The sequence below is a fragment of the Streptomyces anulatus genome (assembly GCF_014650675.1).
Taxonomy (GTDB): domain Bacteria; phylum Actinomycetota; class Actinomycetes; order Streptomycetales; family Streptomycetaceae; genus Streptomyces; species Streptomyces anulatus.
On sequence record NZ_BMVK01000012.1, the window covers coordinates 182,429 to 205,640 of the forward strand.

The following is a 23,212-nucleotide window of genomic DNA, read 5'->3' on the forward strand; positions in this document are numbered from 1 at the left end:
CCGCGGCCGGAAACCGAAAGGGCTTCACCCATGTCTGCTGATCTGCAGGGCTCCCGTGCGCTGGTGACGGGGGCGGGGCACGGCATCGGCCGCGCCATCGCTCTCGCCCTGGCCGAGGCCGGCGCCGACGTCGCCGTGCACTACCACTCCTCCGCCGACCGGGCCGCCGACACGGTCTCGGCGATCGAGGCGCTGGGCAGGCGCTCCAAGGCGTTCGCCGCCGACGCGACCGTGACCGCGGACGTGGACCGTCTGGTCGAGGAGGCGGCCGGCTTCCTCGGCGGACTCGACATCCTGGTCTGCAACGCCGGTCACCTCGTCGGCCGCTCGACCATCGCCGAGATGAGCGACGAACACTTCGACCAGGTGATCTCCACCAACCTGTCCTCGACGTTCCGCACGGTGCGGGCGGCGCTGCCCCATCTGAAGCGGTCCCCGGCCGGACGCGTCATCACCATGTCCTCGCTCGCCGCGCACAACGGCGGCGGCCCCGGCTCGGTGGCCTACGCCGCCGCGAAGGCCGGGATCCGCGGCTTCACCAAGGGCCTGGCCAAGGAGCTGGCCGGGACCGGCATCACGGTCAACGCGGTCGCACCGGGCTTCATCAAGGGCACCGCCTTCCACGACACCTTCACCGCGCCCGCGGCGCAGGAGGCCATGGAAGCGGGCATCCCGGTCGGCCGGGCGGGCACCCCCGAGGACGTGGCGTCCGCCGTGGTCCATCTGGCCTCGCCCGCGTCGGGCTTCCTGACGGCGACCACGATGGACATCGACGGTGGCGTATGGCCGCGTTGAGGCGGATCGCGCGGCAGCGCGGCGGCTGGTGGCACGCGTACGTCTGTCCGGCGCACGGGGTGGAGCTGGAGCACGGCGATCTCCTCGCCGGGGTGTTCCCCGAGGGCGGTGCGCGGTGTGCGCACGGCTGCCGGGTGGACACCGAAGCGGTGCGCGGCGCGTGGCTGGTCCTCTCGCACCAGGCCTGGGCCCGCCATCTGCGGGTGCTGGCGCACCGGGGCGAGCGGGCGGAGGCGGTGGAGCGGCTGGGCGAGTACGCCGGCCTGTACGCCGAGCTGGCCGCCGACCGGCACGGAGAGGCCCAGGCCTGGATGCTGCGCGGCCGGCTCTTCCACCAGGCGCTGACGGACGCCATCTGGGCGGTGAACGTCGGGCACGCGGTGATCACCCTCGCGGAGAAGGAGACCGGGGACCTGGCGGCGGTGCTGCCGCTGCTGGAGGCGCTGGAGGAAGCCGCGCTGGAGGCCCGGGACGTGCTGACCGCCCAGGGTCATCTGGCCTCCAACTACACGGCGTGGCTGAACGCGGCCGGTGTCGCGGCGAGCCGGGCGGCGGCAGCTGTCCGGTCCACGCCCTGGGAGGGCGCCGGGTGCTGGCTGGAGGGCGAGCACGGGCTGTACGCCCATCTGCGCGTGGCCGTCGCGGACGACGGCTGGGAGTGGGAGGGCAGTACCTACTACCACGGCTTCGTGCTGCGGGCCGCGCTGCTGGCGCTGCGCTCCACCGCCCCGTCCGCCCTGCCGACCGACGTGGTGGGCGTGCTGGCCGGGATGACGGACGTGCTGGCCTCCGTCGCGACGCCGGGCGGTGTGCTGCCCGCCCTGCACGACGGCCCCTACCGGCGCGACGCCCTCGGTCTTGAGTGGCTGGAACTGATCGCGCTGGCCCGGCAGTCGGTGCCGTCGGACGCGCTGGAGGCGGTGGCGGACCGGGTCCGTGCGGAGCTCGGCGAGGCGGACGACGCTCTCGACCGTGAGCTGGACGGCTGGTTCGCCGGGCCGCCCCTCCCCCGGCGGGCCGCTTGCGACCCGGTCACCGTGTTTCCTTCGACCGGGTACGCGGTGCTGCGGGCGGCGGGCATCCACGCCCTGGTGGACTTCGGCCCGCACGGCGGATCGCACGGCCACCGGGACAAGCTCTCGCTGTATCTGTACGGCGACACCACCGCGTGGCAGCCGGACCCGGGCCAGGTGCCGTACGCCCACCCGGAGTTCCGCGACCTGTACACCTCGACGGCGGCCCACCCCGCGTTCCGGGTGGACGGCGCCGAGCAGGCCGAGTGCGCCGGTGCGCTGACGGCGGCGGACGCCGTCTCGGTGACCGCCGAGGCGACGGAGGCGTACGAGGGTGTCCGGGCGGTCCGCCGGGTGACCGTCGGCCCGTGCTATCTGGTGGACCTCCTGACGGTGGAGGTCTCGGGCCGGGAGGACCCCCGGGTCACCGCCCAACTGCGGCCCGGCACCGCGCTGGACGTGCAGGTGCAGGCGGCGGGCCCGGTGCGCACCACCTGGTACGGGGACGAGACGCTGCACGGCTGGCACACGCAGAGCGCCGGGGTGCCGGTGCGCCCCCTCACGCTGCCGGGTCCCGGTCCGGCGGACGACCCGCAGCGCACCCGGACCCGGGTCGACTTCACGGCCGATGGAGCGCACGTCGTCTTCGCCTCGGTCTACCAGGCGGCGTCGGCGGGCCCCGCGGTGAGCGAGGTGCGGCTGGACGGTACGGAGCTGACCGTGGAACTGGCGGACGGTTCGATCGCCCGCTTCCGGACGGAGGGCTGAGACGTGCTGCTCTCGGCGACCCCGCCGCCCGGTCCGCGCCCCGCCCAGGAGACCCGGGTGCGGGAGGAGGCGGCCCGCCACCGCGGGCTGACCCCGCCCCGCACCCATCCGCTGGCCAGCATCACCTGGCTGGGCCCGGCCGCGTCCAACCCGGCCCTGGCCTACCGGATCGGCGGCGACCCGGCCGATCTCGCGGAGAGCGTGCGCTGGATCGAGGCGGCGTCACGGCTGCCGCACTGGGGCCGGGCCCATATGCCCGACCACGACCTGGACGCCGGCTGGCTGCTCCACCACCTGGCGCTCACCCTGCGCTGGATCGGGAACGACCTGCCGGACGACGTGGCCGCGCTGCTCCGGTACAAGCTGCTGATCCAGGGGCGCCGCCTGTACGACTTCGCGGTGGCGAGCGAGGGCCGCTGGTGGTCGTCCTCGTACTGGCAGAACCACAACTGGATCTGCTACGCGGGTCTGGCGACCGCCGGCTACGTGCTGGGCAAGGAGGCGTGGACCGAACGGGCGAAGTCGAACCTCGCCACGGTGCTGGACGTGATGCCCGAGGACGGTTCGCACGCGGAGGGGGTCGTCTACTGGCGTTACGGAGTCCCGTTCCTGGCGATCCACCTGGATCTGCTGGCGGAGGCCGAGGGCGTCGACTGGTGGGACCGGGGAGGCTTCATGGCGAACACCTTCGACTACCGGCTGCACCAGAGCGCGCCCGGCTTCGCGTTCACGGTCGACCACGGCGACTGCCACGACCGGCGCAGCGGCCACAGCGCCGGGCTCTACTACCGGCTGGCCGCGCAGTACGGCATCGCCGAGGCGCAGTGGCTGGGCGACCTCGCCTCGGGCGAGCTGCTCCGGGCGGAGGCGGAGCACAGCGGGGTACGGCCGGGCATCCTGCCGGAGGCGTACCTCGAATACCTCTGGTACGACCCGGCCGTCGTGGCGGCGCGGCCCACCGCGACCCGGGCGTTCTTCCCGGACCTGGGGCTGCTCGCGGCCCGCACCGGCTGGGACGCCGACGCCACCGCCGTGTCGTTCAAGGCGAGTCCGGGCGGCGGCCACCGGGCCTGGGAGACGAGTGCGAAGCACCGGGCGGAGCTGGGCCACGAGACCCTGAACCAGGGTCACCACCACCCGGACTCGGGCTCCTTCGTCCTGCTGTCGGGGGGCGCTCACCTCGCCGTGGACGACGGCTACAGCAACCGCAAGCGGGCGGAACACCACAATCTGCTGCTGGTGGACGGCCAGGGGTACGCGGACGAGGACCGCTACCACGTCTACGAGGGGATTCCCTTCGAGCGGCAGGCCCGGCAGCGGGACGTGCTGGTGGGCGACGAGGAGGGGTGGGCGCACGCCACGGCGGAGATCGCCGCGATGTACGACCCGGCCCTGGGGGTCCGCCGGCTGGACCGGACCCTGGTGTTCACCCCGGCGGGGCGGCTGGTGCTCCTGGACCTGGCGGAGTCGGAGGAGCCGCGGGAGTGGACGTTCCTGCTCCGGACGGACCGGCCGACGGAGGAACACGGCGACGGCAGCCGGCTGATCAGGGCCGGCGAGGCCACCGCCCGGGTGCGGCGGCTGGCCCCGGACGAGGCGTCGGTGCGTACCGGGGTCATGGAGGTGGAGGCCAATCCGACGTCCAGCACTCCGGAACTGCGGCTCACCCGCACCCTGCACACGCTGGACGTGACCACCGCGGCCTCCCGCGCGGGCCTGTTCCTCACCGTCATCACGCCGGACGCCGCATGCCCGGTCGCCGGGGCGGAGTCGGCGGAGTTGTCGGAGGGCTACGGCGTGCTGTTCGCGGACGGCGAGGAGAGCGTGTTCCTCTCCCCCGTCGCCCGCCGTATCCGGGGTGAGGGCCTCTCGGCGGACGCCGCCGCCGTCCTGCTCACCTCCGCAGGAGCCCCGTACGTCGTGGCGGCGACGCGGCTGGAGCTGGCGGGCCGGGTACTCCTGGACGTAACGGATCCGTACACAGGAAAGGTCGGGTAGATCATGGGGACCCCTCTTGCCGGGGCGGTGGCGTCGCCGCCCGTTCCGGAAGCCACCCCGTCGGGCTGGCCGACGCTGCTGCGCCGGCTGGAGTTCGTCGCCTACCCGGCCGCCGCCGGGGCCGCGTTCACCCTGCTGGCGCTGGGTGTGGTGACCTGGCTGCCGGCGCTCGCCGCGATGGGCCGCGCGCTCCAGCGGTGGCGGGTGGACGGGGACAGCCGCTGCTTCACCAACACGCTGGCCGCCTTCGGCGGGTACTGGCGCGCGCTGTGGCGGCACGGTCTGCTGTCCACGGCCGTCGCGGGCGTCCTGGCCGCCAACACCGTCTCCCTGCTCGGCCGTTCGGAGGCGTGGACCTTCCCGTTGCTGGCCGCGCAGGTGGGCATCGCGGCGGCGTTCGTGATCCATCATGTGGCGCTCGCGGCCATGGCGGGCCGGGACCCGGACGGCGGTGTCCGGTCCTGGTCGGCCGGGGCGCTGTCGCTCGGCTTCGGGTCCCCGGCCCGGGGCACCGCACTGCTCGGCGCGGTGATCTCCGCCGTCCTGCTCTCCCTCGTCGTACCGCTGGGGCCGCTGCTTCTCGGCCCGAGCGTTCCGGTACTGCTCGCCCTGTCCTTCGCCGATCCCAGGAGGCACACCCCGTGACCCGTCTTCCGCGCACCGCCCTGGCCGCCGCGCTCGTCGCCGGCCTCTCCCCGCTCGTCGTGACCACGCCCTCGGCCGCCGCCCCGGCGGCGAGCGCGTACTACGTGTCGCCGTCCGGCAGTGACGCCAACGCCGGTACGTCGGCGGGCGCCCCGCTGGCCACGATCCAGAAGGCGGTGGATCTGGCTCCGTCGGGCGCGGTGGTGAACCTGGCCGCGGGCACCTACCGGCAGGACGTGGTGACCGCGCGGGCCGGGGTCACCATCACCGGGCCGTCGAACGCCGTCGTCAAGGGCGCGGGCGACGCCCGGATCATCCAGGTCCGGCACGACAGCACGACGCTCAGCGGCTTCACCGTGGACGGGCTGCACGGGTCGGCCTCGGACGTGTCCGGCTACCGGCTCAAACTCATTTATGTCATGAGCACGACTCCCGGGAACGGGGTCGGCGGCCTGCGCGTCACCGGCATGACCCTCAAGAACGCGGCCGACGAGTGCCTGCGGCTCCGCTACCTCGTCACGGGCGCCGAGGTGGACGACAACACCATCACCGGCTGCGGGGTCGCCGACTTCGTGTTCGACGGGGGCGGGAAGAACGGTGAGGGGATCTACCTCGGCACGGCCCCCGAGCAGCAGGGCTCCAACGGGGCGCCGGACGCGGCGGCCGACGTCAGCCGGAACAACCGCATCCACCACAACACCATCGTCACGCGGGGCAACGAGTGCGTGGACGTGAAGGAGAACGCGACCAACAACTACGTCGAGCACAACGACTGCAGCGGCCAGCGCGACCCCAGTTCCGGCGGTCTCGACGCCCGGGGCAGCGGCAACATCTTCCGCTACAACACCGTCCACGACAACGTGGGCGCGGGCATCCGGCTCGGCGGGGACACCGCGACGGACGGCACCGCGACCTCCGTCTACGGCAACACCATCACCGGCAACGCGGGCGGCGGCATCAAGTTCATGCGCACCCCGCAGGGCCCGGTCTGCTCGAACACCATGAGCGGCAACACGGGCGGCGACGCCGTGGGCACCTACGGCAGCTCCTACGACCCGACCGGTGTGTGCCCGCAGTGAGCGGCCGGGGGCCCGCGAGACGCGGGGTTCTCTACGCGGCGGCGGCAGCCGGGGCCGCCGCGGTCGCCGCCACGGCGACGGACGCGCGCGCGGCGGGGACCACCGGCCCCGCACGTTCACGGTGGACGACGTCCTGGGCCACCGCCCAGACCGCACCGACCGCCACCGACCCGGTGGCGTACGCCGGGCTGACCGACGGCGACTGCACGTCGTTGCTGCGCCTGTCGGCCGGCGGCGCGGTCCGGCTGCGGTACGCCAACACCTTCGGGACCGCTCCGGTGCTGGTCGGCCCGGTGACCGCGGACGGCCGGCCCGTGACCTTCGCCGGGCGGGGCCAGGAGTGGCTGGCGGCGGGCGCGAGTCTGACCAGTGACCCCGTCGCGGGACTGCGGGTCCCGGACGGGGCGCGGCTGGAGGTGCGGACGCGGGTCCCCGGCCCGACCGGCCCGCTCTCCTTCCACCGCAACACCCATGCCTGGCACACCGTCGACGGGGTGCGCACCCGGTCGGTCCTCCTGCTGACCGGGGTGGAGACCACCGGGGCGCACGGCCCGGTGCTCGCGGTGTTCGGCGACTCCATCGCGGAGGGCGTCGGCACCCCCGACGACGCCGATCTGCGGTGGCCCGACCAGTTGGCGCGGCGGCTGCCCGGTTCGGCCGTCGCCAACCTCGGCATCAGCGGCAACCGGCTGCTGCTCGACGACGTCCGCTTCGGGCCCGGCGGCCAGGCCCGCTTCGACCGCGACGTACTCGGGCTGCCGGGGCTGCGGACGGTGCTGGTGCACCTGGGCGTCAACGACCTCCAGCAGCCGCCGGGGCAGAGCGGTCCGGACCAGGTCCTGGCCGGATACCGGCAGTTGGCGCTGCGCGCCCGGGGCGCCGGGCTGCGGGTCGTGGGCGCCACCATCACCCCGTTCGAGGGGTGGACCCGCTGGTCGCCCGAGCTGGACGCGGTCCGCGGGCACATCAACCGGGCCGTGCGCACCGGGCGGATCTTCGACGGCGTGGCCGACTTCGACGCCGCATTGCGCGACCCGGACCGCCCTTCCCGGATGCTTCCCGCGCACGACAGCGGCGACGGTCTGCATCCTGGCCCATCCGGTCACGCGGCGCTCGCCGCCGCCGTCGACCGCCGACACCTTCTGTGAGAGGCGCTATGACGAACCGAGACACCACCCGGCGCACCGTCCTGACCGGTGCGGCCGCCCTGGGCGTGGCGGCGACGCTGCCCCTGGCCCTCGCCGGTCCCGCCCACGCGGCGTCCGGCACGGCACGGACCGCGGCCGAGGACGCCGCGGCGCTGCGCACCCGTTGGCACACGCTGCTCACCGGCGGCCCCGACCTCGACCGGGACGACGAGCGGATCGTCGCCGCGACCGCCCGTGTGGGGCGGGCCGGGGCGACCGCCGCCACCGGCCTCGACCCGTCCCGGACGGACGGGCTGTTCCCCGACCTGACCAGCACGACGCTCTCCAACCACGTCACCACCTCGTTCAAGCGGCTGGCGACGGCGGCCACCGCCTGGGCGGTCCCCGGCACCCCGCAGCACGGCGACGCGGCGCTGCTGGCGAAGCTGCTGGGCGGCGTCGACTGGATGCTGACCCACCGTTACGGTCCCGAGCACACCCGGTTCGACAACGACTGGGACTGGGAGATAGGCGCGGCGCTCGCGCTCAACGACACGGCGGTGCTGCTCCACGACCAGCTGGGCGCGGAGCGCCTGGCACGGGTCACGGCCGCCGTGCACCACTACACGCCGGACCCGAACCTGTGGCGGGTGAACCGGCAGATCGCGACCGGCGCCAACCGGGTGTGGGTCTCCACCGTGGTCGCCGTCAACGCGGTGCTGCGTGGCGACGGCGACGCGCTGGCCCGGGTCCGCGACGCTCTTTCGGATGTCGAGGGTGCGGGCGCCAACAGCGTCCTGGCCTTCAACGACACCGGCGGCGCGGCGGCCGGCACGGGCGAGGGCTTCTCGTCCGACGGCTCGTTCCTCCAGCACTACAAGCACCCGTACAACGGCGGCTACGGCAAGGAGCTGCTGGGGAACCTGTCCCGGCTGCTCAACCTGCTGGCCGGAACAGCGTGGACGGTGACCGATCCCGACCTCGACAACGTGCGGGGCTGGGTGGACGACGGCTTCGACCCGCTGATGTTCCGGGGCGATGTGATGGCGTCGGTGTGCGGGCGGGAGATCGCCCGGCCGAGCAAGCAGGGGCACGCGTCGGCGCAGACCGTCATCGAGGCGGTGCTGCGGCTGATCCCCTGCTTCCCGGGCGAGCCCGCCGACCGGTTCACGGCGCTGGTGAAGCAGTGGATCGCCGAGGACGGCTACCGGGACTTCCTCGCGGTGACCGACCTCGCGTCCCTGGTCGCCGCTCAGCGTGCGATCGCCTCCGCCGTCCCGGCCCGCGGCCCGCTGGTCGCCCACCAGCAGCACCCGAGGATGGACAAGGCGGCCCACCACCGCCCCGCCTTCGGCCTGGGCATCTCCGCGTACTCGACCCGGATCTACAACTACGAGTCGATCCAGAACGAGAACCTGCGCGGCTGGCACCTCTCCGACGGGATGGTGCTGCTGTACACCGACGATCTCGGCCACTACAGCGAGGACTACTGGCCCACCGTCGATCCGACCAGGCTGCCCGGCACCACCGTCCTCGCCGGACGTCCGGCCGACGCGGCGGGGCAGCGCACCACCAGCACCGCCGACTGGGCCGGCGGCACGGCGCTCCCGGACACGACGCTGGGCGCGTACGGGATGGAGCTGCGGGCCTTCGGCAGCACGCTGCACGGGCTCAAGAGCTGGTTCTGCCTGGACGACGTCATCGCCTGTGTCGGTTCGGGTATCACCGCGGAGGCGGGGACCGCCGAGACCGTGGTGGAGAACCGCAAGCTGCGCGACCCGCGCGCCGCGCTCCTCGTGAACGGCTCCGCCGCCCCGGACGGCCCCGGGTGGTCCGACGAGCTGGCGGACGTCCGGTGGCTGCACCTGGCCGGAACCGGCGGGTACGTCTTCCCCCGGCCCGCCTCCGTGCACGCCCTGCGCGAGGAACGCACCGCGACCTGGCGGGAGATCAACCTCAAGTACGGCACCGACACCCCGGTCACCCGCCCGTACCTGACGCTCTGGCACGACCACGGCCCGGCTCCGAGCGGGGCCGGCTACTTCTACCTCCAGCTCCCCACCGCCTCCGCCGGGCGCACCCGGCTGCTGTCGGCCGCGCCGCCGGTGGAGCTGATCGCCGACTCGACCGCCGTGCACGCGGTGCGGCGCGGCGCGGACGGGCTCCTCGCCGCCAACTTCTGGCGGGCGGGCACGGCGCGGGAGCTGAGCTGCGACGGTCCGGCGTCCGTCCTGGTGCGCCCGAAGGGGCGGAACGTGGGCGTCGCCCTGTCCGATCCCACCCAACTGCGGTCCACCGTGGTGGTCGAGCTGGCCGGGCGCGGGCTTACGCTCGCCTCGGGCGGCCCCCGGGTGAGCGCGGCACGCACGCCGGGCGGCATCCGGATCACCGCAGACACGTCGGGGCTGCGCGGCACGACCCTCGACCTCACCCTGAAGAGGAGCTAGAGCCTTGCTGTTCGACATGGATCTGGAGCGGCTGCGGGAGTACCGCCCCGAGCCGCAGGAACCGGCCGACTTCGACGCCTTCTGGGAGAAGACCCTCGCGGAGACGGCCCGGCACGACGTCGACGCCCGGTTCGTGCCGTACGAGACGGGACTGGCGACCGTCGACGTACTCGATGTGACGTTCAGGGGCTGGGACGGGCAGCCGGTGAAGGCGTGGCTGATGCTGCCGAAGCAGCGCTCCGGGCCGCTGCCGGCCGTGGTGCAGTACATCGGGTACAACGGCGGGCGGGGCATCCCGTACGCATGGCTGACCTGGAGCGCGCTCGGCTACGCGCACCTGGTGATGGACAACCGGGGGCAGGGCGGCGGCGGCAAGAACACCGCCGACACCCCGGACATCGGGCCCGAGGGCCACGGTTCGTCCTCGCCCGGTTTCCTGACCCGGGGCATCGAGGACCCCCACCGGCACTACTACCGGCGGCTCATCACCGACGCGGTCCGGGCCGTCGACGCGGCGAAGGCCCACGACGCGGTGGACGCCGAACGGGTCGCCGTCCTCGGCGGCAGCCAGGGCGGCGGACTCGCGCTGGCCGTCGCCGGACTGCGGGACGACGTGGCGGCGGCCGTCGCCGACGTGCCGTTCCTCTGCCACTACCGGCGGGCCTCGCAGATCACGGACGCCGGACCGTACGCGGAGATAGCCCGCTGGCTCTCTGGGCACCGCTTCCGGATCGAGGAGGCGATGGAGACCCTGTCCTACTTCGACGGGGTCAACTTCGCCGCGCGCGCGAGCGCGCCCGCATGGTTCTCGGTGGGGCTGATGGACCGGGTCTGCCCGTCCTCCACGGTGTTCGCCGCCTACCACCGCTACGCGGGACCGGCCGAGATCGAGGTGTTCCCGTACAACGGGCACGAGGGCGGCGCCGAGTACGACCTGCCGCGCAAGCTGGGCGCGCTGCGGGGGGTGTTCGGGGCCTGAGGGACGGCGTCACCGGCCCAGCGCGGCCATCGCCGCGTTGTGGCCGGGGACCCCGCTGACGCCGCCGCCGCGCACCGCGCCCGCCCCGCAGAGCAGCACGTTGGCGTGCGCGGTCTCCACGCCCCAGCGCCCGGCGCCCTCCTCCGCGTACGGGAAGGAGAGGTCGCGGTGGAAGATGTGGCCGCCGGGCAGTCGCAGGTCCCGCTCCAGGTCGAGCGGGGTCTTGGCCTCGATGCAGGGCTCGCCCCGCTCGTCGAGGGCGAGGCAGTCGGTGACCGGCTCCTCCAGGTGCGCGTCCAGTTCGGCGAGGGTCGCCTTCAGCAGGGCCGCGCGGGCGGCGTCGTTGTCGGCGGCGAAGAGCCGGGCCGGGGCGTGCAGGCCGAAGAGGGTGAGGGTCTGATAGCCGCGCGCGGCGAGGTCGGGGCCGAGGATCGACGGGTCGGTCAGCGAGTGGCAGTAGATCTCGGAGGGCGGGGCGGCGGGCAGCCGTCCCGCCGCCGCGTCCCGGTAGGCGTCGGCGAGCTGCCCGTACCCCTCGGCGATGTGGAACGTGCCGGCGAAGGCCTGCCGGGGGTCGACGGACCGGTCGCGGAGCTTCGGCAGCCGGGTGAGCAGCATGTTCACCTTGAGCTGTGCGCCCTCGGCGGGCGGCGGCGGGGTGTCGCCGAGCAGGGCGGCGAGGGCCTGCGGCGAGGCGTTGACGAGCACCCGGCGGGCGGCGACGACGTGTTCCCCGTCCGGGGTGCGGACGGTGACCTCGGCGTGGGTGCCGTCGGTCTCGATCCGGGTCGCCTCGTGCCGTACGCGGATCTCGGCGCCCGCCGCCCGGGCGGCCCCGGCCAGCGCGTCGGTGAGCGCGCCCATGCCGCCCACGGGGACGTCCCAGTCACCGGTGGAGCCGCCGATCACGTGGTAGAGGAAGCACCGGTTCTGGAGCAGCGAGGTGTCGTGGGCGTCGGCGAAGGTGCCGATCAGGGCGTCGGTGAGGACGACCCCGCGTACCAGGTCGTCGGTGAAGTTCTCCTCGACGGCCACCCCGAGCGGTTCCTCGAACAGCATCCGCCAGGCGTCGGCGTCGTCGATCCGCTCGCGCAGCGTCTCCCGGCTCGGCAGCGGCTCGGTGAGCGTCGGGAAGACCCGTGTCGCGAGCCGCTGCGTCATGGCGTAGAACCGCTGCCACGCCGCGTACTCGCGCTCGCCGCCGGTGAGCGCGGCGAAGGACTCCCTGGTGCCGTCGCCCGCGACGAGCAGCCCGGTGGGGCGTCCGTCGCGCACGGCGGGGGTGTAGGAGGAGACGGTCCGCTTGCGTACGGCGAAGTCGAGGCCGAGGTCCCGGACGATCTTGTCGGGCAGCAGGGACACCAGGTACGAGTAGCGCGAGAGCTGGGCGTCGACCCCGGCGAAGGGGCGGGTCGAGATCGCCGCTCCCCCGGTGTTGCCGAGACGTTCCAGGACGAGGACCGACTGCCCGGCACGGGCCAGGTAGGCGGCGGCGACCAGGCCGTTGTGGCCGCCGCCGACGATCACGGCGTCGTAGCGGTCGCGGGCGGGCGCGCCGGGGCCGGAGGACCCCCGGGCGGCGGGCTGACCTGCGGGTGACCGGGGTGCGGGTGTCTGGGGTGCGGGCATGCACCTTCGTAACACGCCGGCTTCCGTCCCGGCCAGGGGTGGCGCGACGGACGCGGGGCCGGGACCGGCGCAGCCGGGCCGGACCAGGTGCGGTGCGGGCCGGACCAGGTGCGGTCCGGATCAGGTGCGGTCCGGATCAGGTGGGGTGCGGATCAGGTGGGGTGCGGTCCGGCGGCCTCCGTCGACCGTCCGAGCCGCTCCAGGCAGTGCGCCTCGTCCTCGCGGGCCGCCAGCGTCTGGGGGTGGTCGGGGCCCAGCACCCGGGCGCGCGCCTCGGCGACCTCCCGGTACGCCACCAGGGCCTCGCTCCACCGGCCGAGCCAGCCGAGCCCCGCGGCGACCTCCCGGCGGCTGATCACCGTGTCCGGGTGATCGGGTCCCAGGGTGCGTTCCCGGAGCGCGCAGACCTCGCGCGCCTCCGCGAGCGCCTCCGCCCAGCGGCCCGTCCGCCCCAGGTTGACCCCGAGGCCGTGGCGGGCGCGCAGCGTCTCGGGGTCGGCGGCGCCCGCGGTCCTGGTGCGGTCCGCGACCAGGGACCGGTACAGCTCCAGTGCCTCCGCGTCACGGCCGAGCCGGCCGAGGCTGATGCCTGTCTCGTAGCGGGCGGCGAAGGTGTCGGGGTGATCGGCCCCGAGGGTGCCCGCACGGGCCCGGGCGACGTCCTGGAAGGTCTCCAGCGCCTCCGCCCAGCGCCCCAGCCTGCCCAGGGTGTACGCCACTTCGTAGCGGGTCGTGAGGGTGTCGGGGTGCGTCGGGCCGAGCAGCCGGGAGCGGGCGTCGGCGACCTCCCGGGCCAGCTGCCAGGACTCCTCGGGCCGCCCCAGCCTGCAGAGGTTGAACGCCAGGTTGTGGCGGCAGCGCAGGGTGTCGGGGTGGTCGGGGCCCATGACGCGTTCACGGACGGCGAGGACCGCCTCGTACACCTGGTGGGCCTCGGCGTGCCGGCCGAGCCGGCCCAGCGCGTGGGCGGTCGCCTGGCGGGCGGCGAGCGTCTGCGGATGGTCGGCGCCCAGGGCGCGTTCGCGGCCCTCGGCGACCCGGGCGAACTCGCGCAGCCCTTCCTCGGCTCGGCCCGTACGGCTGAGGGTGAGGCCGAACTCGTAACGGCTGGCGAGGGTGTCGGGGTGGTCGGGGCCGAGGACGCGGCCACGCTGGGCGGCGACCTCCCGGTGCACCTCGCCCGCCTCCTCCCAGCGGCCCAGGCGGCCGAGGTCGATGCCCGCGCCGTGGCGGCCGTCGAGCGTGGCGAGGAGGTCGGGGGCGGCGGGCCCGGCCGGCCCGGGGACGGCGGAGCCGGAGGGCTGGACGGTGGCGGTGGCGGTGGTCCACTGGCCCGTCAGCCCGGCGGCCGGGTCCGGCCGTTCGGCGGCGGGGCCGCTCGTGCCGGTGGCCCGGTGTCCGGCGGTCATGGACCGGGTCCAGGCGGGCAGGGCCCTCGCGCGCGGGGCCGGCGGCCGCCCGGCGCCGGACAGGGCGAGGGGTCCCGGGCCGAGCGCGGGCTGTTCCCCGGTCCGGCCGAGGACGATGCGGCGGCGCAGGTCGCCCGCGTCGGCGGGCCGCTCCTCGGGGGTCTTGGCGAGCAGGTCGAGGACGACGCGGTCGAAGAAGCCGGGCAGGTCGGCGCGGTGGGTGCGCAGCGGTTCCGGCGGGGTGTCGCGGTGTCCGACGAGCACGGCCCAGGCGTCGTCCTGGTCGAACGGCGGTACGCCGGTGGCGATTTCGTACAGGACGCAGCCCAGCGAGTAGAGGTCGCTGCGGTGGTCGACCTCCTTGCCGCTGATCTGCTCGGGCGACATGTAGTGCGGGGTGCCCATGGCGAGGCCGGTGGTGGTGAGGCGGGAGGTCATGCCGATGTCGTGGCCGAGGCGCGCTATGCCGAAGTCACAGATCTTCACCGTGCCGTCGGTCAGCCGCATGATGTTGGCGGGCTTGAGGTCGCGGTGGACGATGCCCTGCCGGTGGGTGTAGCCGAGGGCGTCGGCGACCTGTTCCGCGATGTCGACGACATGGTCGACGGGCAGCGGGTGCTGCTGGTTCTCCTCCAGGAGCTGGCTGAGGTTGTGCCCGTCGAGCAGCTCCATGACGAGGTAGAGCACGCCCTCGTGCTCGCCGAAGTCGTGCACGACGGTGACGCCCCGGTGCTGGAGGGAGGCGGCCACCCGGGCCTCGCGCCGGAAGCGTTCGCGCAGGATGCGGGTGAACGCCCGGTCGTGCTGGGGCCCCATGGGTTTGAGGCATTTGACGGCGACCTGACGGCCCAGCGACTCGTCGCGGGCGCGCCATACCTCGCCCATGCCGCCGCGCCCGATGAGTTCGAGCAGTCGGTACCGGCTCTGGATCAGCCTGGTGTCCGCCATCTGCCGCTTCCCGCCCCCGTTGTTCCCCGCTGCTGACGCTGTGCCCTCCCCGGCCCGTCCAGTATGGCGGCCGGTCCGCGGAGTTTGTACGCGGCGGGGCGGCTGCCGGGCCCCAGCCGTGCCATCGCCCCGAGAATGTGACCGGGCGGCAGCTGCCAGCGCAGCCGGTCCGGGATCGCGCGCAGAACGGCGCCGGTGGCGCGCAGCCGCCGGTCGACGGTGGCCGGCGGCGGGGCCGGTCTGCCGTACAGCTCGTGGGCGTACGGGGGCAGGGACTGGTAGGCGAGCGCCGCCACCCGCCGCCACACCAGGGCCCGCGCCGGAACGAGCCAGGGGCGCACGGGCGGGCTGCGGAGGAAGTCGTCGACGTCGGCGGCCTCGGCTCCGGCGGCGAGGTCGGGGCGGACGCGGTCGAAGTACGCGGCGAGTTCGGCGGTGGTGGCGGGCACCCGCTGCGGGTCGAGGCCGACGAGGCGGGCGCCGGTGCGGTGTTCGTCGACGTACCGGTCGGCCTGGGCGTCGGTGAGGGGGAAGCCGGAGCGGCGCTGGACCTGGAGGTAGGAGTCGACCTCGGCGCAGTGCACCCAGAGCAGCAGTTCCGGTTCGTCGACGCCGTACGTCTCCCCGGTGTCCGGGTCGGTGGCCTCGATGACGCGGTGGATCCGGCGGACCCGGGCGCCCGCCTGTTCGGCGGCGTCGGTGGTGCCGTAGGTGATGGTGCCGACGAAGGAGGCCGTACGCATCAGCCGGCCCCAGGCGTCCCGGCGGAAATCGGAGTTCTGGGTGACTCCGCGCACGGCGCGCGGGTGGAGTGCCTGGAGGTAGAGGGCGCGGATTCCCGCGATCCACATCATCGGGTCGCCGTGCATCTGCCAGGTGACCGACCGGGGCCCGAAGAGCCCGGGGTCGGGTCGTAGGGCAGCGACGTCGTCCATCGGCGGGTATCTCCGGCTCGGCGGTGCACGGGGGCGGTGCCGGTACGCGTACGGACCGGGACCGCGATCGATGGTACGCCGGGGAGAGGTGTCTCCGGCAGGGCGGGGCGGACGGCGACCGGGGTCGGGTTCGCGGTGGCCAAGCAGCTCATGGACCGTGCGACGCCTTGTTCGGCGCGCCCCTTGGAATACCCCCTGGGGGTATGTTGTTATAGCGGGTGTCCCAGGACGGAAGACACCCGAAGGCACAGCACAGAGGTGGAGTCACGATGAACAGCAATTCCGGCCACGACATGACCGGCCACGGCGCAGCCCGTCCCGGCGGGCTGTCGGTCTCCGAGGGCGGGTACACCCTCGAACTCGACTCGACGATCTTTACGGCCGGGGTGCGGACGGTCACCTTCCGGGTGACCGGTCCCGACGGAAGCCCGGTGACCGAGTTCACTCCCGAGCACGAGAAGAAGCTGCACTTCATCGCCGTCCGGCGCGACACGACCGGGTTCCAGCACGTGCACCCGGTGATGGACGGGAAGGGCACCTGGAGCATCGATCTGACGCTGGAACCGGGAGACTGGAGGTTCTTCGCCGACATCCACCCGACCGGCCACGGCCGGACCATCACGCTGGGCATCGACGCCTCGGTCGCCGGGCAGTACGACCCCCAGCCGATCTCCGAGGGCTCGCGCAGCGCCCACGTCGGCGAGTACACCGTCGCCCTCGACGGCGACCTCCTGCCCGGCACGGCGAGCGACCTGACGCTCACCGTCAGCCGGAACGGGCGGCCCGTCACCGATCTGCAGCCCTACCTGGGCGCGTACGGGCACCTGGTGGCGCTACGGGTCGGCGACCTGGGCTACCTCCACGTCCACCCGGACGGCGAGCCCGGCGACGGCATCACCGAGCCGGGGCCCGGGATCACCTTCATGGCCGCGGCGCCGTCGGGCGGCGTCTACCGCCTCTACCTGGACTTCCAGCACGACGGTGTCGTCCGGACGGCGGAGTTCACGGTGCGGACCACCGAGGCAGCTCCCGGTCCGGACGCGGCGCCCCGGGCCGCGTCCGAGCACACGGGCCACCACCACGGCGGCCACGCACACCACTGACCGACCGCCGGAACGTCACCGGCCGGGCCGGGTCACGCACGGCCCGGCCGGGGGCGCTCGATCCGTCGAGCGCCCCGCCACCCTCCAGCACAGCCTCCCGTCGGAAGGACCGCCATGCCCCGCCTGACCCGACTCACCCCCGACACAGCGGTCGGCGCGTCGCGCGACCTCCTCGCCGAGCTGGTCTCCCGGCACGGCGAGGTCGGGGACATGGTCTCCACGATGGCGCACTCGCCCGCCGTTCTCGGCGGCTATCTGCAGCTCAGCCGGGCCATGGGGCGAGCCAAGCTCGACCGCGGCATCAGCGAACGGATCTCGATCGCCATCCAGACCCGGCAGGGCTGTCGGCTCTGTCTCGACGCCCATGTCGGAGCCGCCCGCAGGACGGGAGTGGACGAGGGTGAGATCGAGCGCGCCCGCACGGGCACCTCGGAAGACCCCGGGATCGCCGCGATCATCGCCCTCGCCCTCCAGGTCTACCGCGAGCCGGCGTCGATCACCGACGCGCAGGTCGTCGCGCTGCGCGAGCACGGCTACAGCGACCGTGCGATAGCCGACGTCGTCGGCGTCGTCGCACTCAACATCCTCACCGGCGCCTTCAACCTGCTGGCCGGCCTCACTCCGGAGAGCGGCGCCGATGCGTAGAGACAGCCCCGCCTCCCCCTGCGGGGCGCGACCTCCGGCGCGAGGCCGCGCCCCGCCGCATGGACACGGAAGGACACGCCATGCGCCTGTTCGCCAACCGCGACTACCGCCGCCTGTTCAGCGCCCAGATCATCGCCCTCTTCGGCACCGGACTCGCCACCGTGGCCCTCGGGCTCCTCGCCTACGACCTCGCCGGTCCGAGCGCCGGCGCGGTCCTCGGCACCGCCCTGACCATCAAGATGGTCATGTACGTGGTGATAGCCCCGATCGCCGCCGCGTACGTCGACCGCCTCCCCAGAAGAACCCTCCTGACCCTCCTCGACGCGGTGCGCGCGGTCGTGGTCCTGGCCCTGCCGTTCGTCACGGAGATCTGGCACATCTACCTCCTGGTCGGCCTGCTCCAAGCGGCGTCCGCGGCGTTCACCCCGACGTTCCAGGCCGTCATTCCCGACATCGTCACCGAGGAGTCCGCCTACGTACGCGCCCTGTCCGCCTCGCAGGTCGCCTCCACGATGGAGAGCCTCCTCTCCCCCGTACTGGCAGCGGTCGCCCTGGCGTTCCTGAGCTTCGACCGACTGTTCCTGGGCACCTCCGCCGGATTCCTCCTCTCCGCCCTGCTCGTGCTGTCGACGCGCATCCCCGAAGCCCGCCCCAACACCCACACCCGGGTATGGGACAGGGCGACGGCAGGCATCAGGACCTTCCTCCGGACACCGCGACTGCGCGGCATCATGGCGCTCAATCTCGCGGTCGCGGCGGCGGGCTCGATCGTCGTCGTCAACACCGTCAACTACGTCCGCGACGAGCTCGGGGGCTCGCAGTCGGCCGTCGCGTGGATGCTCGCCGCCTCCGGTGGCGGGACTCTTCTGGCCGCCCTCGCGCTGCCCCGGGTACTCGACCGGGTCGCCGCCCGGACGGTCATGGTGACCGGCGCCGGAGTGCTGGTCGGCGGCACGGCCGCCGCGGTGACGCTCGTCGCGGCCGGCCTCACCACGTGGACCGGCACGGCGATCGTCTGGGCCCTGATCGGCATCGGCATGGCGCTGGTCATCACCCCGACCGGCAAGGTCCTGCGCGCCTCGGTCGAACCGAACGCGATCCCCGGGGCCTTCGCGGCCCAGTTCTCCCTTTCGCACCTCGCCTGGCTGATCACCTACCCCATCGCCGGATGGCTCGGCACGAACGCCGGCTTCGCCGCCGCGTGGTCCGCCCTCGCGGTGCTCGCCGGGGCGGGCGCGATCGGCGCCCTCCTGCTGTGGCCGCGCCACGACGGACGAGGAGCCGCGACCGTGCCCGTGGCGCCCGTCCCGGGCGGGCGCCCGGCGGACCGGTCCACCCTGTCCAAGGCCGCGTAGAACGCCCCTGCCGGCAGACGCCGCGCAAGCCCGGCGACGGAGCCCGGCAACCCACGAAAGACGCATTCGATCGGCCCCGACCGCAGATCGGAATACCCCTGGGGGGTATATTGCTCACTCGAAGCGAGATACCCCCCTCCCGTATAGGAGACAGCTATGTCAACCCCGTCCGCTCCTCCCAGTCCACGCCGCTGGACGGCACTCGTCCTCATAGCCCTGGCCCAGTTCACCGTCATCATGGACACGTCCATCATTGGCGTGGCCCTCCCCAAGATGCAGGTGGACCTGGGCTTCTCCCCCGAGGGCCTGTCCTGGGTCTTCAACGCCTACGTCGTCGCCTTCGGCGGGCTCCTCCTGCTCGGCGGGCGGCTCTCCGACCTGTTCGGCGCCAAGCGGATCTTCGTCGCCGGCTGGACCGTGATGGCCGGGGGATCCCTGGTCGCCGGCCTCGCCTCGGAGGTCTGGGTCGAACTGACCGGGCGCGCCCTGCAGGGCGTCGGCGCCGCGCTGATCGCCCCGTCCGCCCTGACGCTCCTGATGATGCTCTTCGGCGCCCGCCCCAAGGAGCTGACGAAGGCGCTGGCCCTGTACGGCGCCGCGGCCCCGGCGGGCGGCACCGCCGGCGTCTTCCTCGGCGGCGTGATCACCGAGTACGCCAGCTGGCCCTGGGTGTTCTACATCAACATCCCGATCGCCCTGGTCGTGCTGGCCTTCACCCCGGGGGTCATGCCCTCCTCCCCCCTCCGCCGCGGATCCGTCGACTTCGGCGGAGCGGCCACGGTCACCGTGGGACTGGCCACCGCCGTCTACGCCATCGTCCGCGCTCCCGAAACCGGCTGGGGATCGGCCGAGACCTGGCTCGTCCTGCTGGCCGGCCTGGCGCTGATCGGCGCGTTCGTCGCCATCCAGTCGAAGCGCCGCGAGCCGCTGATGCGGCTGGGCATCTGGAAGTCCCCCAACCTCGCCGGAGCGAACATCGCGCAGCTGTTGATGGCCGCCGCGTGGATCCCCATGTGGTTCTTCCTCAACCTGTACCTCCAGCAGGTCCTGGGGCTGGGAGCGTTCGCCTCGGGCGCGGCCCTGCTGCCCATGACGGTCGCCATCATGATCATGATGATCGTGCTGGCGCCCCGTCTGATGGCCCGCTTCGGGAGCAGGCCGCTGATCGTCACCGGCCTGCTGGCCCTGGCGGCAGGCATGCTGTGGCTGTCCTTCGCCCGGGCGGACGGCACCTTCTGGGTCGACGTCCTGCCCGCGTCCCTGCTGGCCGCGGCCGGCATGTCGCTGGCGTTCATTCCCTCCCTCGGCACCGCACTGTCCAGTGCGCGCCCCGAGGAAGGCGGCCTGGCCTCCGGCATCGTCAACACCAGCTACCAGGTCGGCTCCGCCCTCGGCCTGGCCGCGATGACGGCCGTGTCCGCGGCGTACGGTGCCCGCGAACTCGGCGACCCCGAAGCTCTCACCAACGGGTTCTCCGCCGCCTTCATCGGAGCGGCGGCCCTCGCCGCCGTCGGCGCGGTCGCGTCACTGCTCACCCTGCGCGGGGCCCCCTCGCAGGATTCCGCCCCCGGCGAGAAGCAGCCCGTCTAGGCGGGCGCTGCCCGAACCCGCGGGGGCCGGCCCGTCCGGGCCGGCCCCCGCGCGGCGCGGTCGGCTCAGGCGCGCAGGAACGTCTCGACGCTGGCCGCGAGGGCCAGCGGAGTCTCGTACATGGGGTAGTGGCCGCTGTTGGGGATCTCCTCCAGTTCGGCGTTCGGATAGTGGCTGAGCCACGTGGCGCGCATGACATCGGCCGTCAGGGCGAGATCGTGCTCACCGACGATGACCTTGACCGGGACGGGGTTGCCGGTGATCCGTTCCGTGAGGTCGGCGGTGACCCAGTCCTTCACGTAACCGCCGAACGCCTCGCGGGTCGACCACTCCAGCGAGCGGTCGACCATCAGGTCGAGCCATACCCGGGGCGCGCGCCGGCCGGTGACCAGGTCCACGATGGCCCGTCGCTTGTCGCGGTCCTGCGCGGCACCGTAGAACAGTGCCTCCCCGTCGCGGTCCAGCGGATAGACACCGGCGGGAACGGGCGCCAGGCCGACCAGCTTGCGCACCCTCCCCGGAGCCTGGGCCAGCACCTGTTGGGCCGCCTTGCCGCCCATGGAGTGCCCGATGAGGGAGAAGCTCTCCCAGCCGAGTTCGTCGGCCAGGGCGAGCGCGTCGTCGGCGATCTCGGCGAGCGTGTACGCGCCGCCGACGGTCTTGCGATCGCCGTAGCCCCGGTAGTCGAGCAAGGCGTAGCTGAAGGCGTCGCCGTCCAGGCAGTCCAGGACGGGGCCCCAGCCGGAACTGGTCCCGAACCAGTCGTGGAGCACCAGCACTTGGTGGTCGCCGGAACCGATCAGACGGTGCGGCATGCTCATAGCGGGTTCCTCCCGGGTCGCGGACGATCGGGCGCGCGGGGCGGCGCGCGCTCCGGATCCCTTCCCCCGGCCGGGTCCGCGAACCGGTTCGACGGGGGCGCCACCGACTGTTCGGTGGCGCCCGGCCCGGCCGCCCCCGGCCGCCGCGCGGCTGCCTCGCCCGCTCGCCGACGCGGCCGGTTCCCGGGGTCGTTCGCTCAGTGGCCGGCGGCCAGTTCTCCGCTGAGCCTGTCGTGGAGGCGCGCGCTCGGGCCGTCGAGGCCGGTGATCTCGACGGTCTTGCCGCGCTGGGCGTACTTGGTGCCGATGGCGTCGAGAGCGGCGACGGAGGAGGCGTCCCAGACATGGGCCGAGCTCAGGTCGACGACGACGCGGTCGGGGTCGCCCGCGTAGTCGAACCGGCCGACGAGGTCGTTGGCGGAGGCGAAGAAGAGTTCGCCGGTGACCCGGTAGACGGCCGTGGTGCGGTCGGGGTCGATGACGGCGGTGACTTCGGCGTGGTGGGCGACGCGCCGGGCGAAGACGGCCATGGCGGTGACGGAGCCGACGACCACGCCGACGGCGAGGTTGTGCGTGATCACGACGCAGGCGACGGTGATCAGCATGACGGCGATCTCGCCGACGGGCATCCGCCGGAGGGTCCCGGGCGCGATGGAGTGCCAGTCGAAGGTCGCGAAGGAGACCATGACCATGACGGCCACCAGCGCGGCCATGGGGATGTCGGAGACGACCGGGCCGAAGACGATGCACAGCACCATCAGGAACGCGCCCGCCAGGAACGTGGAGAGGCGGGTGCGGGCACCGGACACCTTTACGTTGATCATGGTCTGGCCGATCATCGCGCAGCCGCCCATGCCACCGAAGAATCCGGTGACAATGTTCGCGATGCCCTGCCCGAGGGATTCACGGGTCTTGTTCGAGTGGGTGTCGGTGATGTCGTCGACCAGCTTCGCGGTCATCAGCGACTCCATCAGGCCGACCAGTGCCATCGCGAACGCGTAGGGGGCGATCGTCGTCAGCGTGTCGAGGGTGAACGGCACGTCGGGCAGGCCCGGCACCGGCAGGGAGGACGGCAGGGCGCCCTGGTCGCCGACGGTCGGCACCGCGATGGCGGCGCCGACGGTGATGGCGGTGAGGACGACGATGGAGACGAGCGGGGCCGGGACCACCGTGGTGACCCTCGGGAGGAGCACCATGAGCGCCAGGCCGCCGAGGATCAGGGGGTACACGGGCCAGGGCACGTCGGTCATCTCGGGAATCTGGGCCATGAAGATCAGGATGGCCAGGGAGTTGACGAAGCCGACCATCACCGACCGCGGAATGAACCGCATCAGCTTCGCCACGCCCAGCGCCCCCAGGACGATCTGGAAGACGCCCGCGAGGATGACGGCCGCGATGAGGTGGCCGAGGCCGTGGTCACGGTTCAGCGGTGCGATGACCAGGGCGACGGCGCCGGTGGCCGCGGAGATCATGGCCCGGCGCCCGCCGACGACGGAGATCACCACGGCCATGGTGAAGGAGGCGAACAGACCGATCGCGGGATCGACTCCGGCGATGATCGAGAACGAGATCGCTTCGGGGATCAGCGCGAGCGCGACGACCAGTCCCGCCAGCACCTCGGTACGCCAGACCTTCGGGTCGGACAGCCAGTCGGGCTTCAGGCCGCGCAGGCGGGCGGCCGGGGACAGGGCGGAGTCGGCGGAAGACAAGGGAGGAGGACCTGTCCTGCTCGGGCGCGCCCGGTCGACGGGCGGGTGCGCGGAGATGACGGGGCGCCGGGCGGCCCCCGCGGACGGCTCCGTGAGCGCGGAGCCGGAAGACCGGGGTGGAGATGGATGTGGAGCCGCACTTCGGCGCGGCCGGAGTCACGTCCGGGGGCGGGGCGTCACGGCGGACAGAGGGCGGTGCCGGGCGTCATGGGCTCGC

At 73.5% G+C, this 23,212-nt stretch carries 17 protein-coding genes; 12 read left to right on the plus strand and 5 right to left on the minus strand.

Translation table 11 applies throughout. The features are described from left to right. Positions 1–30: 30 nt before the first annotated feature. The 8 genes from IE272_RS26955 to IE272_RS26990 are packed head-to-tail and all read left to right on the plus strand — an operon-like array spanning position 31 to position 10,851. On the plus strand, positions 31–795 hold the full coding sequence (locus IE272_RS26955; RefSeq protein ID WP_056707997.1) for an SDR family NAD(P)-dependent oxidoreductase: 765 nt from the start codon (positions 31–33) through the stop codon (positions 793–795). Then, positions 783–2,576 (plus strand): heparinase II/III domain-containing protein, encoded by a 1,794-nt coding sequence (locus tag IE272_RS26960; protein WP_229897682.1) that lies wholly within the window; start codon positions 783–785, stop codon positions 2,574–2,576. Before IE272_RS26955 ends, IE272_RS26960 begins: the two co-directional genes overlap by 13 nt. 3 nt (positions 2,577–2,579) lie before the next feature. Further along, positions 2,580–4,574, plus strand: a complete 1,995-nt coding sequence (locus IE272_RS26965) for a hypothetical protein (RefSeq protein ID WP_050361595.1) — start codon at positions 2,580–2,582, stop codon at positions 4,572–4,574. 3 nt (positions 4,575–4,577) lie between these two features. Continuing rightward, positions 4,578–5,219, plus strand: a complete 642-nt coding sequence (locus IE272_RS26970) for a hypothetical protein (protein WP_229897683.1) — start codon at positions 4,578–4,580, stop codon at positions 5,217–5,219. After that, on the plus strand, positions 5,216–6,298 hold the full coding sequence (locus tag IE272_RS26975) for a DUF1565 domain-containing protein (RefSeq protein WP_050361594.1): 1,083 nt from the start codon (positions 5,216–5,218) through the stop codon (positions 6,296–6,298). Before IE272_RS26970 ends, IE272_RS26975 begins: the two co-directional genes overlap by 4 nt. Next, the gene (locus IE272_RS26980; RefSeq protein WP_190008460.1) at positions 6,295–7,446 is read left to right on the plus strand and encodes an SGNH/GDSL hydrolase family protein; all 1,152 of its coding nucleotides are present in this window, start codon (positions 6,295–6,297) and stop codon (positions 7,444–7,446) included. The genes IE272_RS26975 and IE272_RS26980 overlap by 4 nt, the downstream gene beginning before the upstream one ends. A gap of 8 nt (positions 7,447–7,454) precedes the next feature. Next, entirely contained in the window at positions 7,455–9,872 is a 2,418-nt protein-coding gene (locus IE272_RS26985; RefSeq protein WP_229897687.1) for a polysaccharide lyase 8 family protein, read from the plus strand. Positions 9,873–9,876: 4 nt separating this feature from the next. Continuing rightward, entirely contained in the window at positions 9,877–10,851 is a 975-nt protein-coding gene (locus IE272_RS26990) for an acetylxylan esterase (RefSeq protein ID WP_078961411.1), read from the plus strand. A 9-nt stretch (positions 10,852–10,860) separates the two neighbouring features. Here IE272_RS26990 and IE272_RS26995 read toward each other — a convergent pair whose 3' ends face one another. The 3 genes from IE272_RS26995 to IE272_RS27005 all read right to left on the minus strand — a co-directional run bounded on the left by IE272_RS26995 (position 10,861) and on the right by IE272_RS27005 (position 15,772). Next, the gene (locus IE272_RS26995; RefSeq protein ID WP_229897689.1) at positions 10,861–12,480 is read right to left on the minus strand and encodes a phytoene desaturase family protein; all 1,620 of its coding nucleotides are present in this window, start codon (positions 12,478–12,480) and stop codon (positions 10,861–10,863) included. A gap of 152 nt (positions 12,481–12,632) precedes the next feature. After that, positions 12,633–14,837, minus strand: coding sequence for a serine/threonine-protein kinase (locus IE272_RS27000; RefSeq protein WP_190008388.1), 2,205 nt, complete (start codon positions 14,835–14,837; stop codon positions 12,633–12,635). Continuing rightward, positions 14,819–15,772, minus strand: coding sequence for an oxygenase MpaB family protein (locus tag IE272_RS27005; RefSeq protein ID WP_050361589.1), 954 nt, complete (start codon positions 15,770–15,772; stop codon positions 14,819–14,821). Before IE272_RS27005 ends, IE272_RS27000 begins: the two co-directional genes overlap by 19 nt. A gap of 269 nt (positions 15,773–16,041) precedes the next feature. Between IE272_RS27005 and IE272_RS27010 the strand changes: the two genes are divergently transcribed. The 4 genes from IE272_RS27010 (at position 16,042) to IE272_RS27025 (ending at position 20,465) form a co-directional block, all read left to right on the plus strand. Further along, positions 16,042–16,875, plus strand: a complete 834-nt coding sequence (locus IE272_RS27010) for a DUF8832 domain-containing protein (protein ID WP_050361588.1) — start codon at positions 16,042–16,044, stop codon at positions 16,873–16,875. A gap of 114 nt (positions 16,876–16,989) precedes the next feature. Beyond that, positions 16,990–17,520, plus strand: coding sequence for a carboxymuconolactone decarboxylase family protein (locus tag IE272_RS27015; RefSeq protein WP_056707988.1), 531 nt, complete (start codon positions 16,990–16,992; stop codon positions 17,518–17,520). Between the two features lie 80 nt (positions 17,521–17,600). Continuing rightward, positions 17,601–18,875 carry an MFS transporter gene (locus tag IE272_RS27020; protein ID WP_190008390.1) on the plus strand — a complete coding sequence of 425 codons (1,275 nt, stop codon included), beginning with the start codon at positions 17,601–17,603 and terminating at the stop codon, positions 18,873–18,875. 156 nt (positions 18,876–19,031) lie between these two features. Beyond that, positions 19,032–20,465, plus strand: a complete 1,434-nt coding sequence (locus IE272_RS27025; RefSeq protein WP_190008392.1) for an MFS transporter — start codon at positions 19,032–19,034, stop codon at positions 20,463–20,465. Between the two features lie 65 nt (positions 20,466–20,530). Here IE272_RS27025 and IE272_RS27030 read toward each other — a convergent pair whose 3' ends face one another. Together IE272_RS27030 and IE272_RS27035 are read right to left on the minus strand one after the other, a co-directional pair. After that, the gene (locus IE272_RS27030; RefSeq protein ID WP_190008394.1) at positions 20,531–21,286 is read right to left on the minus strand and encodes an alpha/beta fold hydrolase; all 756 of its coding nucleotides are present in this window, start codon (positions 21,284–21,286) and stop codon (positions 20,531–20,533) included. Between the two features lie 197 nt (positions 21,287–21,483). Continuing rightward, positions 21,484–22,974, minus strand: a complete 1,491-nt coding sequence (locus IE272_RS27035; RefSeq protein ID WP_190008464.1) for a SulP family inorganic anion transporter — start codon at positions 22,972–22,974, stop codon at positions 21,484–21,486. Positions 22,975–23,212: the final 238 nt, after the last annotated feature.